Below are 14,516 nucleotides of genomic sequence, written 5' to 3'. Positions count from 1 at the left end.
TGTTGCCATCGGAGAGATAGCGCGCGAGATCGCCGGTGCGATACATGCGTGCGTCGGGCTCATCGCTGAACGGATCGACGAGAAAGTGCTCGGCGGTGAGTTCAGGCCGATTCAGGTAGCCGCGCGCGACGCCCGCGCCACAGATGTAAATCTCGCCGATCGCGCCCATCGGCACGGGCCGGCCCGCGGCATCGAGCAGATAAATGATCGTGTTGTCGATCGGCCTACCGATAGGCACGGCCGCATCGTCGAAATCTGACGGGCATCGCCATGTCGTCGCGCAGACCGTGCCTTCGGTCGGGCCGTACGCGTTGAACACGGCCGTTTGCGGCCCGGCAACCGACATGAGCGCGGGGCTTGGGCTTTCACCCGCGAGAACAAGCGTGCGCAGTGTGCTCAACGCGCCGGACGGAAGCGTTCCGATGAGAGCCGGTGGAAGCGTTGCGTGCGTCACGTCATGGCGCGAGAAGTACTCGGCCAATGCTTCGCCTGAACGGCGCACCGAGTCCGGCACGAGAACAAGCGCGGCGCCCGCACCGAACGCCATCAACATTTCCCAGACACTGGCATCGAAACCGATGGATGCAAACTGCGCGATCCGGCTCGTCGGAGACGTTGAGAACAAGCCGATCTGCGCTTTCGCCAGGCTGAACGCGCCACGATGCTCGATCATAACGCCCTTGGGCGTACCGGTGGAACCCGAGGTATAGATGATGTAGGCGAGATGACGCGAGTGAAGGCCGCAGACAGACGGATTGTGTGTGAGAGGCGCGAGCGGCGCGCACGGATCGATCACCGCCAGTGTGGCGGTGTCGCCCAGAGCGGCGCGTCCCGCCTCGTCGGCAACGATCAGCAATGGAGCGGCGTCCTTCAGGACATGTGCGAGCCGCTCGCGAGGATAAGCCGGATCGAGCGGTACGTAGGCACCGCCTGCTTTGAGGATAGCGAGAACGCTGATCAACATGTCGAGGCCGCGCTCGACGCATAGCGCCACCGGTGCATCCGGCGTCACGCCAAGGCCGATCATTCGGTGCGCAAGCTGATTGGCGCGCGCATTGAGCACCGCATAAGTCAGCGACGTGTCTTCCCACACGGCGGCCAGCGCATCAGGATTGCGAACGGCCTGCTCCTCGAACAACTGGTGGATGCATCGGTACTCGGCGAACGGCAAGGCCGTATCGTTCATCGTCTCCTTAGGCGGCCAGCCTTCATCGTGGGATCGGCGATCACACTGCGTCGCGCAAACCTGTTCCCGTTGGTCGTCGATCGTGGCGGCATCGCCAGAAGTGAGTAGATCAGACATCGGTTTTTCCACGGTGTAAGAGCGATTGAAGCTCGGCATTGCGGATCGCGGATGGGCCGCCGGACCGCGACGGCGCGCTGACAAGCTAGTGTGTCGCTCCAGAGTTAGTTGAAAGTTACGGGCGGGGGGAAGCGGGAGGTTGGGGAAGAGGTTGACGTCGAAGTGCGGGGCGGCTCGGCGAGTCGGTCTAAGGACCGAACTGTGGCTTTGCGCCAGGTGATCGACTCCTCCGAGTCGACACTGGCGAGCGGCTGGAAGTGAGCCACTCACAGTGATGAAACGGGGTGCGGCAGAATTTTCGAACTGGATTGGGTCGTCAGCCCGAGGCTCTCGAGTATTCAATCGGACCGAGTGCGCCGAGCGAGATCTTGATTCGCTTCTCGTTGTACCAGCGAATGTAGCCTAATTGACGAACAGTCGCGGTAAAGCGCTTCCCAATGTTCGTACAGCTTGATTAGTCGAATGCGGTCTTCGTGCGAATGCAAGAACTACGTTTTGGTAGTCCAGGAATACCGCTGCCCCCTCGGCGCGCCATTTAAATTTGGCTTTGACAACAACAACGTCAGGCGCCGTGGATGAGGTAGAGCCAGACAAACAGCGTGACGATCGATAGCAACGTGGACATCGAAATGACGGCGCCCACCATCTTCTTCTCGACATCATATTCCGCGGCGAGCACAAAGGCGCTCTTCGCGGTCGGCACTGCACCGCAGACGACGGCGGCGACGGTCAGCGTGTCGCCCAGGCCGCTCGCGCGACACAGCGCATAGACCACGATCGGCATGAGCACCAGCTTGATCACCGATAACAGCAAGTAGAAGGACAGGCGCTCGCGAAGTTCGCCGATGGTCAGTTCAAGCCCGATGGCGAACAGTGCGCACGGGGTCAACGCGTCGCCGAGAATCGACAGCAGAGACTCGAGCGGCTTCGGCATGCCGACGGCAGTATAAGACCATATCAGCGCGAACACCGTCGCGAGGATCACAGGGTTGGTTGCGATCTGGCGCATCAACGGTCCCAGGCGGATCGTCCGCGAGGTGCCGAAGCGGTCGATTTCCAGCAGAACGACTAGCAGCGGAAACATGATGGCGCCGATGACGACGGTCGCGATCGCCGCCGCGAGGACGCCCGGCTTGCCGTACAGCGCCTTGAGGATGGGTAGCGCGACGAACGCGGTGTTGGTCATCGAGGCCGCAGCGCCGATCATGGCGCTCGTGCCGAAAGTCGCGCCGGGCCGGAACCGAGCGATCGCCATGACAACTGCGAAGCAGATCAGCGAACCTCCGCCGAATGCGGCGAGGAAGCGCCAGTCGAGCAGCGAGTGCAGCGTCTCGTCGCCGATGGTGAGGAATACCAGCGCGGGCATGGCGATGTAATAGGCGAAACGTGTCAGCGAGGCGCCGAGCGTACGCGGCAAATAGCCGGTGGCGCCCGCGAGCCATCCCGCGACGACGATCGCAAAGATCGGGAAGATCATACCGACGAGATGCATGGCGGAATCCAGTGCGGGGAACGCGCAGGCATGCGGGCCCACGAATGATGCTTGACGGGAAAGCGCGACTCAAACGCCGGCGCACAGTGTGTCGCGCGAGAATTAGGCGAGATTTACGACCGCGATCGCGATTGCGAGCGCGGAGCAGAGAAACGTGTACAGAACGTGATGCATCAAGGGGACGGCCGACGCGGGTGCGCAATCCAAGAGATGCTGGAATAGTTCGATGCCCCTTTGGAGCGCGATGATGAATGTTTCCTCAGATACCCGAACACAGTTGAAGCTCTCGCAACCTGCTTTCGCCGACGGCGAAATTCATTTTTCCGCGTTCGGACTTGGTTGGGACTTCTGCTCCCATGCCGATTCTGCTCGCCTCGCAATCCAAGGACTCGGCGCGAAAGACATGTCGCCGGCGCAACTGCGCGTCGCCTTTGAGCTCAATCGACACCGCATTACCGTGGCAGCAGTAGAATTCGGCGTGTGCGATCCGCGTAGACGGGTGACTCTCTCGAAGATTTAGCTGGCTGACACGCTAGGTTAGCGGGGCGCTATGGATCCATGGCACGGTTGGTCGCCGCCCCGTAGCCGCCTCTCTGACGTCGAAGTCCGAATGTCAGCAAAGGCCGAGACGCCTGCGTTCGTCGTCAGGCAGAGATCGGTTATTAAAGGGGCACGCGCCAGCCCCTCACGTGTAAGCGTGGCGTCGGAAGGAGTCGAAAACGCCTTTACGCTCAGACCTCGATGTCTACGAGCCAGTCGTTGTCGTAAATATCAAAGGAGGCGTTCGCATCCCAGCTCTCGTGGATAAAGCCACCGGCCATGTTGTGGGTGCTGTGCATCGGCCATGGCCTGCAGAAAGTCTTCGTAGCCAGGCGCGTCGCCGCGGTCCTCGGGCCGGGTTGTCCCGCCTCCTCGCTCGAACCGGGCTGTGGCCCTCGCCGGTCAGCTCTGTGGGTCGTACCCGAACTCGCGGAGTTCCTGCGAGCAGCGGCAGGCTTTGGCGATCTTCGCGGCCCATTGGACGGCGGCTTCGCGCGACGGCAGTTCTAGGACACAGAAACCGCCGTCTAACTCCTTGGTCTGCGGGTAGGTCTTGTTTGTGACCGTGCCGTCCGCGGCGACCATCAGCGGCGCGACCTCCTCGTTGATACCACCGCCGAACACATAGACGCCGGCATCTTTCGCCTCGCGTATGACCGCGTGTGCCGCTTCGCCGACCGCAGCCATGTCCGCGTCGGAGGTATCCATCGCCGATCCTGGAAAGGAGATAAGGTATTTCGTCATCGGTCAGTTCGACGGGTTTGAGTTTCGAAATTGGGTGCGCCGCCTACGCGCCAGTGCGGGCTTGGCCGAAGCGCGTCGATCATAGGTCGTCACCGTTCGGTACAGGGGCGATCTTGCCATAATTCGGTCGCGCAATCGCGTCGGGTCGGTGAACGCTTCACCAAGGATACTCTCATGGCTGAACGCACTTCGCTTAATGGCCGGATTGAAATGGCAGCCGCCCGATGACGGGCCGGTTACTGGTTGTTGACAAAGGTTGGCGTGCTCGATTTGAATCGTTTAAAGCGCTTGTGCCGAACGAGTTTCTAGCGGAAAGAGTTCACGCATAGCCGCTCCGAAGCTGTTAAATGTCCGGAAAAAACTCGCATGGAGGCGGGTTTGATGGTGTGGCGGTCTTGCCGTATTTTCGCGGCCAGCGCCCGCATAGCGCCCAGCCTCGAAGAAGAATCCTGTATCCGAAGTGGCCTCAATCGCGCAAAGCCATCTCGGCTTTGGTTGCGGGGGCGGGATTCTAGAACCCAGGGGCCTCGGGTTTTGAGCCCGAAGAGTTCCCAATGCGCGCCATCCCGCTGCGGGGAGCGTGCTGTTGCCAGTTGCTGCAACTCGACGTGCGAATGTCTGATTTTAAAGAGCGACCATGCGAATTAGGTGTAGTAGGTGATTACCTATTCGGAGCCCAGATGAACCGCTCAAACTCTAAGCGATGCTTGCATTGCTAACTCGCAAATAGTCTTGCAAAGTATGTGGGATATCTAAGCTAAGGAAGGGTGCGCCCAGATGCGAAGGGAGAGGAAGCGATCACCTTACACCGACTGGAGCAGGGGGCGTCGCTATCAAGGTCACCGTATTTCCGAACGGGTCTACCGAGAATCAAAGAATATGAGCCTAGGTCTGGGCGCTCTCCGTGATCGAGTCAATCTGAGCGAGAAGTGCCGATGTGACGTGCAACTGCGCCGGCAGTAGGTGACTCGTAGCCATTAAGGAAGTCACGCGTGCGCGCCAGTAGCTGCGCGAAAAAAAGGTCTCCCGATGCCGAACCGCTATCGCAATCATGACACGCAGATGGGCGAGCTCAGCGTCGGTCGATCGCAGCTCGCTCGCACTCGTAGGATATCGGTCTGTGGCGTCCATTGCCGTAATATCGGCACGACAGTCTATTTCCCGAGCGAAGCGACGGGATAAGTTTGGCAACGCTCGAATGCAATTGTGCTAACGACAAGCAAGTTTCCTTGCGCATTGGCATGCGGCACAAGTTCTAAACTATTCGCGAACACCCTTAAGGACTTGGCCGACCTAGCGGAAAACCCGGTGTCGCATATGGCCGCATCGCGCCCGGAAGCGGACAATGCTTTTCTGGGTCGATTTTGCCAATTGACGGGAACGAGTACTCCGCACGATTTTATTAAGCCAAGGTCCGCGTAAGCTCGCGCTGCTAGGGTTTCGTCTCTTCCATTTGCAGGATGACGAACTGATGAAGAAAGCAATTCTCACCCTGCTTGCCACGGGCATGGCAATTTTGTTTGTTGCTCCGGCTTCCGCTGACTCGAATTATCATCATGCCGTGTGTCACAAGGTCCGCGTGCATCATCATTGGGAGCGCCATTGCAAGTAAGCGTGTTCCGCGCTTGAACGGCGACAACCCCGTCCGGCCGGACGGTTTTTTTCACCTAATCGCGAGAGGTGGACTTCTCTCATCAATCCAGCATCAAGCCTTCGGCGCAAGCCACGAATCTTCGGCTTCGATACCGTCCGGTTCGTATGTCCAGCTGATCTTCTCGTACGTGAACGCGAGGTCTTCCATGTGGCCAATGTGCTTGTTGTCCGGATCCAGCGCATTCGGCGTCCACGACTTCATATTCGTCAGAATCGCATTCGACAGGTTCACGGTGTAGTACTTCTCTTCCGTGCCCTTCGGCGAGATGCGGTAGAACTCCAGCGACACGTCCTTCATCTGCTCGCCCGAGGTCAGCGCCTGAAACAGCTTGGGCGAGGACTTGTCGATTTCCTTGGTAATCGTCATCGCCCCATGCACGCGCTTGCCGGTAGGCAAACCCGTTTGCGGGCTCTTCGGGATTTCGATGGTGTGATCGACGGCCTGTACGAGAATCTTTCCTTCGTGACCCTGGACTTTGTTCGAGCCTTCGATCTTGCCTTGGTTCTTGCCTTCGAGGGTGAGGTAGCACGGCATGGGCATGATTTGTTCTCCGGTAAGATTGGCGCGTTTCGTTTAGCGCATGGTAGGAATTCTATGGGCGCGCCGTTACGGCCGCGTTTCAGAAATGGGGATTCAGATTACGAATGAAACACGATCCCAAAGCACCGGCCGGCAGATCGGTCTGCGTTAGATCGGGCGTCAGCGGCGCCTTCGCGGAGGGTTGCACGCCTCCCGCCTGGAGCGCCGATTAGGGCGCTGGACTGGTCGACGAACCCGTGGATCCCGACGCCGCGTTCGAACCCGAACTGCCTCCGCATGCGGCGAGGAGGCTCGATGCCCCCATGCCGAGAAGGAAAGTGCGTCGGCTGATGCTTTTGGTCGTCATCTTCGGGGTCGTCATCGGAGCATACGGTTGCAAGCGCAAGGGTAGAGACCGTGCGCCAGGGATACGCGGTGTGCGCGCTTAGCAGGACGAAGCGTGGTTTGGGAATTCATCGGGTATCGGCAAGCGAAGACGCTGGCTTGAGGGCATCTGACCAAAAGCGGTGAGATCTTCTGGGACCACGGAGAGAGAGTCTCTTCGAATCTCACGAAGACGGGAACTCGTCGTTCGAAGCAATCTCGGCAGCGACCGTCTCAACCTCGGAACGGCGACCGGGAAAATGAGTCGCCGCGCCCGGGTATGGTCAATCCCGAGTCGGGAAGATGCCGTTTATGCAGATCGCAAAGTTCATCGCCGGGCCGGTCTTTTCGTTGGCCCCGCCGCCGGCTACCGGCAGTGGCGTTAGATTGGGCAATTGAAACGTCTGCGTCCCGTCGCCACCGTAGAAATTGCCAATCAATGCGAACAGCGCCTGGAATTGCGCTATTTGCAGCGTCTGGCCTTGGCACAGCATCCAGCCCCTGGGCGCCCAGTCAAAGCTGAACATGCGGATTTCGCCAATATACGCGTCCATTCACTTCTCCTTGGTTGTCATTGATCAAACGAACGACGCCTGCACCACACTGCTGCTCGACCTACACGAAACGATGGCGTAATCATTATAGGCGGCAATCTCCTGTGCTTTTGCGGCAGCAATAGGACGGACAGCCACAAAGTCATGGTGTGAAACCGAGTCATCACTGACTACCGGCGCGATTCCGTTTCGCAGGCGGGGTTGGGCGATCGAATGCCGACATGACGCCGTCATATGTCGTTGTGCGACACATCAATAGCCAATCCTGAGCGGCTCCGGATGTGCCGAAAGCGGGGTTCGTCATTCCCAGGAAGATCAAGAACTGGGTCTACCAGAAACTTGATCGCGCCTCGGTCGACCGTTTTCTTGGCGATGTTGGCGCCGTCCTTCGGCGGTTGCGACGAGCTCATTGTCGAAACAGGCGTCCGTGGTGACGGCTCAATGCCAGGGACTGGGATAATAGGTGCATCTCAGACTCGCTTCGGGTTACCCCATGTCGCCTGCCGCACTTCCTCCGTCGCGTGTCAGTCCGCTTTTCGCTCTGCTGCCGTTTTTACGTCCTTACGCCGCGCGTTGGGCAGTTGCGTTCCTGGCGCTCTTGACGTCGGCCGGCGCGACGCTGGCGCTCCCCGTGGCCTTCAAATATCTGATCGACCGCGGTTTCGCCAGTGGCGAGCACGCGCACATCGACCGCTACTTCATCGCGCTATTCATCCTTTCGCTGGTCCTCGCCGGTGCCACGGCGCTGCGCTTCTACTGTGTCTCGTGGCTGGGAGAAAGGGTGACGGCTGACATACGCCGAGCCGTCTACGATCACGCGACAAAGATGAGTCCCGAGTTCTACGAGACTACCCAAACGGGAGAGGTACTGTCGCGGCTCACGACCGACACGACGTTGATTCAGACAGTGGTAGGAACCAGCCTGTCGCTCGGATTGCGCAACTCGTTGCTGACGTTCGGCGGCTTGGCGATGCTGGTAATAACGAGCCCGGTGTTGTCGGGCTACATCATCGCGACGCTCATCGTGGTGGTCGCGCCCATCGTCATTTTCGGGCGTCAGGTGCGCAGGCTCTCACGTGACAGTCAGGCAAAGGTCGCAAGCGCCAGCGCGCTCGCGGGCGAGGTGCTCAATGCCATGCCGACGGTGCAGTCATACACGCAGGAGGCGCACGAATCGAGGCGCTTCGAGGGAGCCGTGGAAGCAGCCTTCGATACAGCGCTGATACGGATTCGGGCGCGCGCCGGCTTGACTGCCGTGGTCATCGCGTTTGTTTTTGCTGCGGTCGTATTTGTGCTTTGGCTCGGCGCGAAGGCCGTGCTGGCCGGCGAGATGACGGCTGGGCAACTGTCCCAGTTCATCCTCTATGCGGTATTTACTGCGGGTGCCGTTGGAGCGGTCGCCGAGGTGTGGGGAGACCTCCAGCGAGCCGCCGGTGCTGCCGAGCGACTGCTTCAACTGCTGGCGATGCGTTCGCCTGTAGCGGAGCCGGACACGACGATCCCGCTTCCGCGTCATGCCGAGGGCATTCGCTTCGAGAACGTCAGCTTTTCTTATCCGTCTCGTCCTGGTATCTCGGCACTATCCGGATTCACACTCGAGGTCGGCCCCGGCGAGCACGTTGCGCTGGTCGGCCCATCCGGGGCGGGAAAAACCACACTATTTCAACTTCTACTACGCTTTTACGACTCGCAATCTGGAAACATTTTCATAAGCGGTGTTCCGACGCGGCAAGTGTCGCTCGCCGAGCTACGAAAGACGATTGGCGTGGTGATGCAGGAATCGGTGATTTTTTCGGGAAGCGTGCTCGACAATATCCGCTACGGCAAGCTCGACGCGACACTCCAAGAGGTGCAACGAGCTGCTGAGATGGCTGCTGCTGCCGACTTCATCAACCAACTGCCGCAAGGGTATGACACATATCTGGGCGAGCGGGGCGTGCGGCTATCAGGTGGACAGCGTCAGCGAATCGCCATTGCGCGCGCCATTCTCAAGGATCCGCCGATCCTGCTTCTCGATGAAGCTACCAGCGCGCTCGATGCGGCGAGCGAACGGCTCGTGCAGACGGCATTGAACAATGCCGCCCACAACCGCACGACTTTGGTCATCGCTCACCGTCTTGCGACCGTGCAACAGGCCGATCGAATCGTCGTACTTGACCAAGGTCGCATCGTTGCGCAAGGCCGTCACGCCGAGTTGCTGGAGCACTCGCCACTCTACGCCCGACTTGCTGCACTACAGTTTTACGAGCCATCGCCCGGGGGCCGAGATGCACATCGGGTTGAACAGTCGCGTCCGTGCCAGGTAGCTGCTCGAAGTTCGGACGCCAAAACGTAGCACTTTATTCCCCCGACAATTTCGCTGGGCAGCTACTAGCCAGGTCAACGCCGAAGAATCGCAGGGCAAGCTCACGCAGACCGTGCGCGTCGGCGCGCTCGCCTCGATGTTCACGCGATGGCCGGCGTGACGCAGGGCGGACCGCTCGGCGCATCGATGCAGGGCGAGGCAGGCGCCGGTCAATCCGACGTCGTGGGGGCCGGATGGTCCGCCTACGCGGCGGCCTTGCGCGTGCGCGATTCGCTGTTGTCGTGGCGCGGCGAGAGTTTTCCGCATGTCGTCTGCGATCCAGTCAGCGGGACGTGACCGGCAGGTCGCCGCGATTGCCTATGTGCGATATATTCTCGCGCCTCGCAGTACGGTCTTCAGCCGGGATTTGCCGCAAGGTGCGCATGATCGTCACCTTGCATCGATGAATCGCGTTGACGATCTCCTGCAAGCAACTCGGCAACCAGCCGTGATTGTCGTTGAAGCGCTCGGGAGGCATTCACCCGCGTGCTTTCGTATCAGACGCCACCACACTGAAACACACCGCTTCCCGCTCGCGCAATGGCGTGACTTCGCTCTTGCGGATGAGTTCATAGACGTATGCGCCGGGCACCGTCTCGGTCTCTGTCAGCGCGTGCGTGACATCTTCCAGAATCGACCGATTCCGCCTGAGAAGGTCGAAGCAGCGCTCGTTCATCTCCTTCAATAGCGCGTTGGCCTGTTCGATCGCGCTGTCGAGTTGCCGTCCGGCGCTCTCGCGTGGCAGCGCGGCGAGACTGAACAGATTGCCATCGCTGCCGAATCCGAGCCGCGACACCATCTCCAGACTGATGCGCGATGCTTCCTGCAAGTCCTGCGCCGCGCCGCTCGACGCCTCGCCAAACATCAGCAATTCCGCATTGCGTCCGCCGAGCAGCACGATGAGTTCTTTTTCCAGTTCGCTGCGCCGATACAGATGCTTGTCCTGCGGCTTCGTGATGAGCGCCATGCCCAATGCGCCGCCGCGCGGCAATACCGTCAGCTCCTCCAGCACGCCCGCGCCCAGCAGTGCCGCTACGATGCCATGTCCCGCTTCATGCACGCCGACGCGACGCACTTCGTCTGCATCGAGCGCCTTCTGCGCGCCGCTCACGTCGCCGATACGCACCACCTTGACCGCCTCGCGCAGATGCCCGGCGCACACCATGCCCGCGCCTTGTTTGCGCGCGATCAGCCCGGCCTGATTGACGATCATCGACAGCGACGCGGGCGACAAACCGACCGTCAGGCGCGCGAGCTGATCGCAGTCGATGTCCGTCGAACGTGACGGCAGCTTGCTTAGGTAGTACTCGAATATCTTCACGCGATCTGCTACATCCGGCAGACGCACCGGCACGATGCGATCGAAGCGGCCTGGACGACGCAGCGCTTCGTCGAGGTTGTCGGGAAAGTTGGTCGCGGCGACGAGAATCACGCCTTCGTTCTTCTCGAAACCATCCATCTCCGCGAGCAACTGATTGATGATGCGGTTGCTTTCGCCATCGGCGGAACTGGATGCACCACTGGTGCGCGCGGCAAGCCCATCGGCTTCGTCGATGAAGATCACCGTTGGGCCGTGCTTGCGCGCCGTCCTGAATAGGTGTTTGACCTTCTGAATGCCGGCGCCGTAATACTTTGCGCTGAAATAACTCCCCGTGATGGCGATGAAATGCGCGCCGCATTCACCCGCCAGCGCCTGCGCGAGCCGAGTTTTACCGACGCCGGGACCGCCCGTCATCAGCACGCCGCAGGGAGGACGGATGCCCATCTTCGTGAACGACTTCGGATCGCGCAGATAGGCCTTGATGTCGTCAAGCGCGGCCTTCGCTTCGACTGCACCGATCACGTCGTCAAAGCACATGTCGGGCGGCGTGTCGATCACCGTGACGTCGCCCTTCATCTCACGGCGCATGTACCAGAGCATCAGGGCCAGCATCAGCGCGTACACCAGCATGCTGGCCCAGTCGCGAAGCACGCCGAGCAGCGGGCCGAAGCCTGCTTGCGCACCGACGGAAACGTTCGGCAACCACGCGATCTGGTAGTCCGGCGCGCCGTCGCCTTTGGTCGGATTAAGCAGCAGCGATTGGGAGAACACGGCGAAACGATCGGTGACGAAATAGCGCGTGCCGCTTTTCGTCGAAACGAGCATGGCATCGACCGTCACGCCGATCGCGGCCACGCGCTTTTCGCGGATATCTGCGAGCATGCGTGAGGCGTCCTCCTCGGTATGCGTCCACGGCGACGGATCCTGCCGCATGTGATAGACGATGCTCGAAGCCTGAAGCGCACTGTCGTGCCGGTCCGCCCTGACATGTCGCAGCACGCCTGAGCCGATCGCGATCAGCACGGCGACAAGCGCAGCGAAGGCGATGTAGAGCCGCCGCCGGCCACGCCAGGTCCATCGGCCGTTCCTTCCCGGTTTCATACGTTTTTCCCCGTATCGCGAACATGTGCGTCCCTCTCGTGCGGGGACTCGCCTCCCATGCGCCGACCCTTGCGTCCTCTATGCGTTGGCGGCGACGCACGAGCGCAGGCTACGAATGTTGCACGCGATGAAGATTCCCGTCCGTACGGACCACCGCCTTCGACCGCGGGCGTCCAACCGTTGCCGGCGCCGTGGACGAGTCTCGGTCGATCATGTGTCTTTCTCTGATGAACACCGATTCGGGGGAAAGAGCGGACGTGACCAAGCGAGAACGATCGATTGGAAAGGGCGAGGAGCCCCAAATGAGCCGCGCCCCACGAGGATCGGGCGGGGATCCGTGAAGTCTCGACAATTCGCACCGTCAGTCCAAGGCAACGGCAGACGCCTGTACGCGGGCCCGCGCTGCCATCCAACGAGCGTTTCAAGCAGTGCAGGCTGCAGTGCATGGGAGGTCGGCGGAGGGCAGGCGGGGCTTTATGATCACCGCGTTTGTTTTCGACATTTTTTCCTCTGCCTCAATCTTGTAAACATCACGTAAAGATAAAAGCATGCAAAAACAATGGGTTAGATCGTGTCTCCGGACAAGCGGATGAGAGGGATAAAGACGCGATGACTCCGGTCACTTGCGTGTTTCGTGGCAAAACGCCTATAATCATGTGGCATTTTGCCAAAGGAGAGATCATGGGAACGATGGCATTTACTCCCACTGGCGCCGGCAATCCGCGACGGGCTGAGTACGCATTGCTGGGCAAGTTGCTGGATGCGCGCGTGCGGGATGACGCTGATCTCGCCGGATTGGCTCAGGGGCGCATCGACGTCGACGTCATTGAGCGGCTCAGTGCCCGAGGATTGAAGGCAGACGAGTTAGCCTTCATCATCCCGCGGCGCACGCTCACGCATCGCCGGCAGCAACACGAACGCCTGTCGACAGAAGAGTCCGATCGAGCAATCCGTTTGGCCAGGATCGTCGCGCAAGCGAACACCGCATTTGGCAGCAACGAAAAGGCCTTGAGTTGGTTGCGCAATCCGCAGAAGCGCTTCGCCGGCCGTACCGCCCTCGAAATGGCGGCAACCGAGCATGGTGCTCGCCTCGTTGAGGACGCGTTGGTACAGATTGACGAAGGATACTTCGCTTGATGGTCTTGTGGAGGATCAGCAACCACGCCGACCTCAAAGGCATAGGCGGCTTACGTGCACCGGGTCGTTGGCACTTTGCCGGACGGCCAGTGGTGTATTTGGCCGAGCATCCGGCCGGCGCGCTGCTCGAGACACTCGTTCATCAAGAAATTCCGTCCACCTCGGATCTGCCCGACACCTATCGGCTCCTGCGCGTTGCAGTCAGCGAAAGCGCGTCCATTGCCGAGTTGGGCGAGAGCGCTTTACCCGAGAACTGGAGAGAGGATCGGTCGTACACGCAATCGGCTGGGAGCGAATGGCTTGAAGGGGGATCGACAGCGTTGCTCAAAGTACCCAGCGCAGTGATGCCTTTTGCATACAACTACATTCTCAACCCAGTGCAAGCCGACGCAGCCAATATCAAGATTGAGATGGTGATTGACGTCCGGCATGATCCGCGCATCTTGCGCTTACTGACACGTCCCTGAGCGGGCTACGGTCTGGCTTCGGTGATCATGCAGACGGACAACGGACAGTCGATGAAAATCAGAATCGAACAAGCCAAGGCGATATACCGCGAAGCGATCGACCCGCGTGCAAGTGACGGCGAATCACCTAGTTGGTGGCACGAGATAGCCGACGAGATCGAGCAAGTCGCCCGAGCCATGACCGAGCGAGACGCTGCAGCGGTAATTGCATGGTGGCATCACGACTGGTCGTTATATTCGGATTCACCTGCATGCGCAGCGAGACGGATCCGCCATGCCGCCCGGGCGGTGAAGTTATCAATCTGAGCGTACTCTGAAAATGCAAAAACAGGCGTTGAATGACTATGTGCTTGATGCTTCGCCAACGGGTTGGAAATTGCGAACGCCTGAACATCCATCGATGAACGTCGGGTGCTCATCTGACGCTCAACGGGATCGTTCCTCCGGTCTGTCAACGATGTGTCGAGGCTGAAACTAGCAGGATAATCCGCTGAAATCAGATGCCGTCTAAGGTCAGAAACTCACTCCTCTGGATTTTCGAGGCTCTCGAGAACGACGAGACATATTTCCGAAGACGAATGTTTGGCTGCGACGCGGCGTACGTCGACGGATTGTTGAGCCTGGTGGTCGCCGACCGGGCCGAACCGTGGAATGGGCTGCTTGTATGTACGGCCACATCAGGTGCTGGGGAAGTGGCTTTGCGTAAGGCAGAGCGACCCTGCATTTGAGGATGTCGCTTGTCATGTCACATCGCTTGTACGCTCACGTGATCCACGCATAGGCGTCGATCCAAAACCACGGCGAAGGCCGACAAAGCCCCGATGACGGTTCCGCCGAGCGAAGCGCGGTATCAAATGAAGTGCAATGCTGCACCTTTTATCCAGCGGTCGGACCATCGTTGGTTCCACTCTTAAATCTTTCCGGCCCGTGTGACGGACCCGTCGCTGCTTTCGCTC

The 14,516-nt window shown here is 59.9% G+C and carries 13 protein-coding genes and 2 pseudogenes; 8 read left to right on the top strand and 7 right to left on the bottom strand.

Annotation, left to right across the window (positions count from 1 at the left end):
- The 3 genes and pseudogenes from AWB70_RS30615 to AWB70_RS30610 all read right to left on the bottom strand — a co-directional run.
- On the bottom strand, window positions 1–1,573 hold a 1,573-nt coding region (locus AWB70_RS30615; protein ID WP_235024394.1), incomplete at its 3' end, for a non-ribosomal peptide synthetase.
- Window positions 1,570–1,703: pseudogene (locus tag AWB70_RS39750) on the bottom strand (hypothetical protein); the annotation flags it as partial. The pseudogene AWB70_RS39750 and the gene AWB70_RS30615, both read right to left, overlap by 4 nt.
- A gap of 162 nt (window positions 1,704–1,865) precedes the next feature.
- Window positions 1,866–2,795: an AEC family transporter gene (locus AWB70_RS30610; protein WP_053568893.1), complete on the bottom strand. Its 930-nt coding sequence runs from the start codon at window positions 2,793–2,795 to the stop codon at window positions 1,866–1,868.
- A gap of 244 nt (window positions 2,796–3,039) precedes the next feature.
- On the opposite strand from AWB70_RS30610, the gene AWB70_RS30605 reads away from it, so the two are divergent.
- Window positions 3,040–3,315, top strand: coding sequence for a hypothetical protein (locus AWB70_RS30605; protein ID WP_143281724.1), 276 nt, complete (start codon window positions 3,040–3,042; stop codon window positions 3,313–3,315).
- A 422-nt stretch (window positions 3,316–3,737) separates the two neighbouring features.
- Here the strand turns inward: AWB70_RS30605 and AWB70_RS30600 are convergent, their stop codons facing one another.
- On the bottom strand, window positions 3,738–4,079 hold the full coding sequence (locus tag AWB70_RS30600) for a YciI family protein (RefSeq protein WP_045453060.1): 342 nt from the start codon (window positions 4,077–4,079) through the stop codon (window positions 3,738–3,740).
- A 1,471-nt stretch (window positions 4,080–5,550) separates the two neighbouring features.
- Between AWB70_RS30600 and AWB70_RS39130 the strand changes: the two genes are divergently transcribed.
- Window positions 5,551–5,691 (top strand): hypothetical protein, encoded by a 141-nt coding sequence (locus AWB70_RS39130; RefSeq protein ID WP_167350991.1) that lies wholly within the window; start codon window positions 5,551–5,553, stop codon window positions 5,689–5,691.
- A 93-nt stretch (window positions 5,692–5,784) separates the two neighbouring features.
- Here the strand turns inward: AWB70_RS39130 and AWB70_RS30590 are convergent, their stop codons facing one another.
- Window positions 5,785–6,273 (bottom strand): Hcp family type VI secretion system effector, encoded by a 489-nt coding sequence (locus tag AWB70_RS30590; RefSeq protein WP_053568896.1) that lies wholly within the window; start codon window positions 6,271–6,273, stop codon window positions 5,785–5,787.
- Between the two features lie 647 nt (window positions 6,274–6,920).
- A complete protein-coding gene (locus AWB70_RS30580; RefSeq protein ID WP_014250348.1) occupies window positions 6,921–7,190 on the bottom strand; it encodes a phage tail protein in 270 nt (89 codons plus the stop codon).
- A gap of 493 nt (window positions 7,191–7,683) precedes the next feature.
- Between AWB70_RS30580 and AWB70_RS30570 the strand changes: the two genes are divergently transcribed.
- Both AWB70_RS30570 and AWB70_RS30565 read left to right on the top strand, forming a co-directional pair.
- Complete coding sequence (locus AWB70_RS30570) at window positions 7,684–9,525, top strand: ABC transporter transmembrane domain-containing protein (protein WP_053568897.1); 1,842 nt, start codon at window positions 7,684–7,686, stop codon at window positions 9,523–9,525.
- A gap of 117 nt (window positions 9,526–9,642) precedes the next feature.
- Window positions 9,643–9,831 carry a hypothetical protein gene (locus tag AWB70_RS30565; RefSeq protein WP_053568898.1) on the top strand — a complete coding sequence of 63 codons (189 nt, stop codon included), beginning with the start codon at window positions 9,643–9,645 and terminating at the stop codon, window positions 9,829–9,831.
- A gap of 181 nt (window positions 9,832–10,012) precedes the next feature.
- Here the strand turns inward: AWB70_RS30565 and AWB70_RS30555 are convergent, their stop codons facing one another.
- On the bottom strand, window positions 10,013–11,956 hold the full coding sequence (locus AWB70_RS30555; protein WP_053568900.1) for an AAA family ATPase: 1,944 nt from the start codon (window positions 11,954–11,956) through the stop codon (window positions 10,013–10,015).
- A gap of 681 nt (window positions 11,957–12,637) precedes the next feature.
- On the opposite strand from AWB70_RS30555, the gene AWB70_RS30550 reads away from it, so the two are divergent.
- The 4 genes and pseudogenes from AWB70_RS30550 to AWB70_RS39450 all read left to right on the top strand — a co-directional run bounded on the left by AWB70_RS30550 (window position 12,638) and on the right by AWB70_RS39450 (window position 14,385).
- The gene (locus tag AWB70_RS30550; protein WP_053568901.1) at window positions 12,638–13,093 is read left to right on the top strand and encodes an Xre family toxin-antitoxin system antitoxin; all 456 of its coding nucleotides are present in this window, start codon (window positions 12,638–12,640) and stop codon (window positions 13,091–13,093) included.
- On the top strand, window positions 13,090–13,560 hold the full coding sequence (locus tag AWB70_RS30545; RefSeq protein WP_087086362.1) for an RES family NAD+ phosphorylase: 471 nt from the start codon (window positions 13,090–13,092) through the stop codon (window positions 13,558–13,560). The genes AWB70_RS30550 and AWB70_RS30545 overlap by 4 nt, the downstream gene beginning before the upstream one ends.
- A gap of 51 nt (window positions 13,561–13,611) precedes the next feature.
- The gene (locus AWB70_RS30540; protein ID WP_082378083.1) at window positions 13,612–13,866 is read left to right on the top strand and encodes a hypothetical protein; all 255 of its coding nucleotides are present in this window, start codon (window positions 13,612–13,614) and stop codon (window positions 13,864–13,866) included.
- A 194-nt stretch (window positions 13,867–14,060) separates the two neighbouring features.
- Window positions 14,061–14,385: pseudogene (locus tag AWB70_RS39450) on the top strand (hypothetical protein).
- Window positions 14,386–14,516: the final 131 nt, after the last annotated feature.

The organism is Caballeronia cordobensis, assembly GCF_001544575.2.
GTDB classification, from domain to species: domain Bacteria; phylum Pseudomonadota; class Gammaproteobacteria; order Burkholderiales; family Burkholderiaceae; genus Caballeronia; species Caballeronia cordobensis.
The sequence above is the reverse complement of the archived record's forward strand: the minus strand, read 5'-3'. Positions and strand labels throughout refer to the sequence as shown.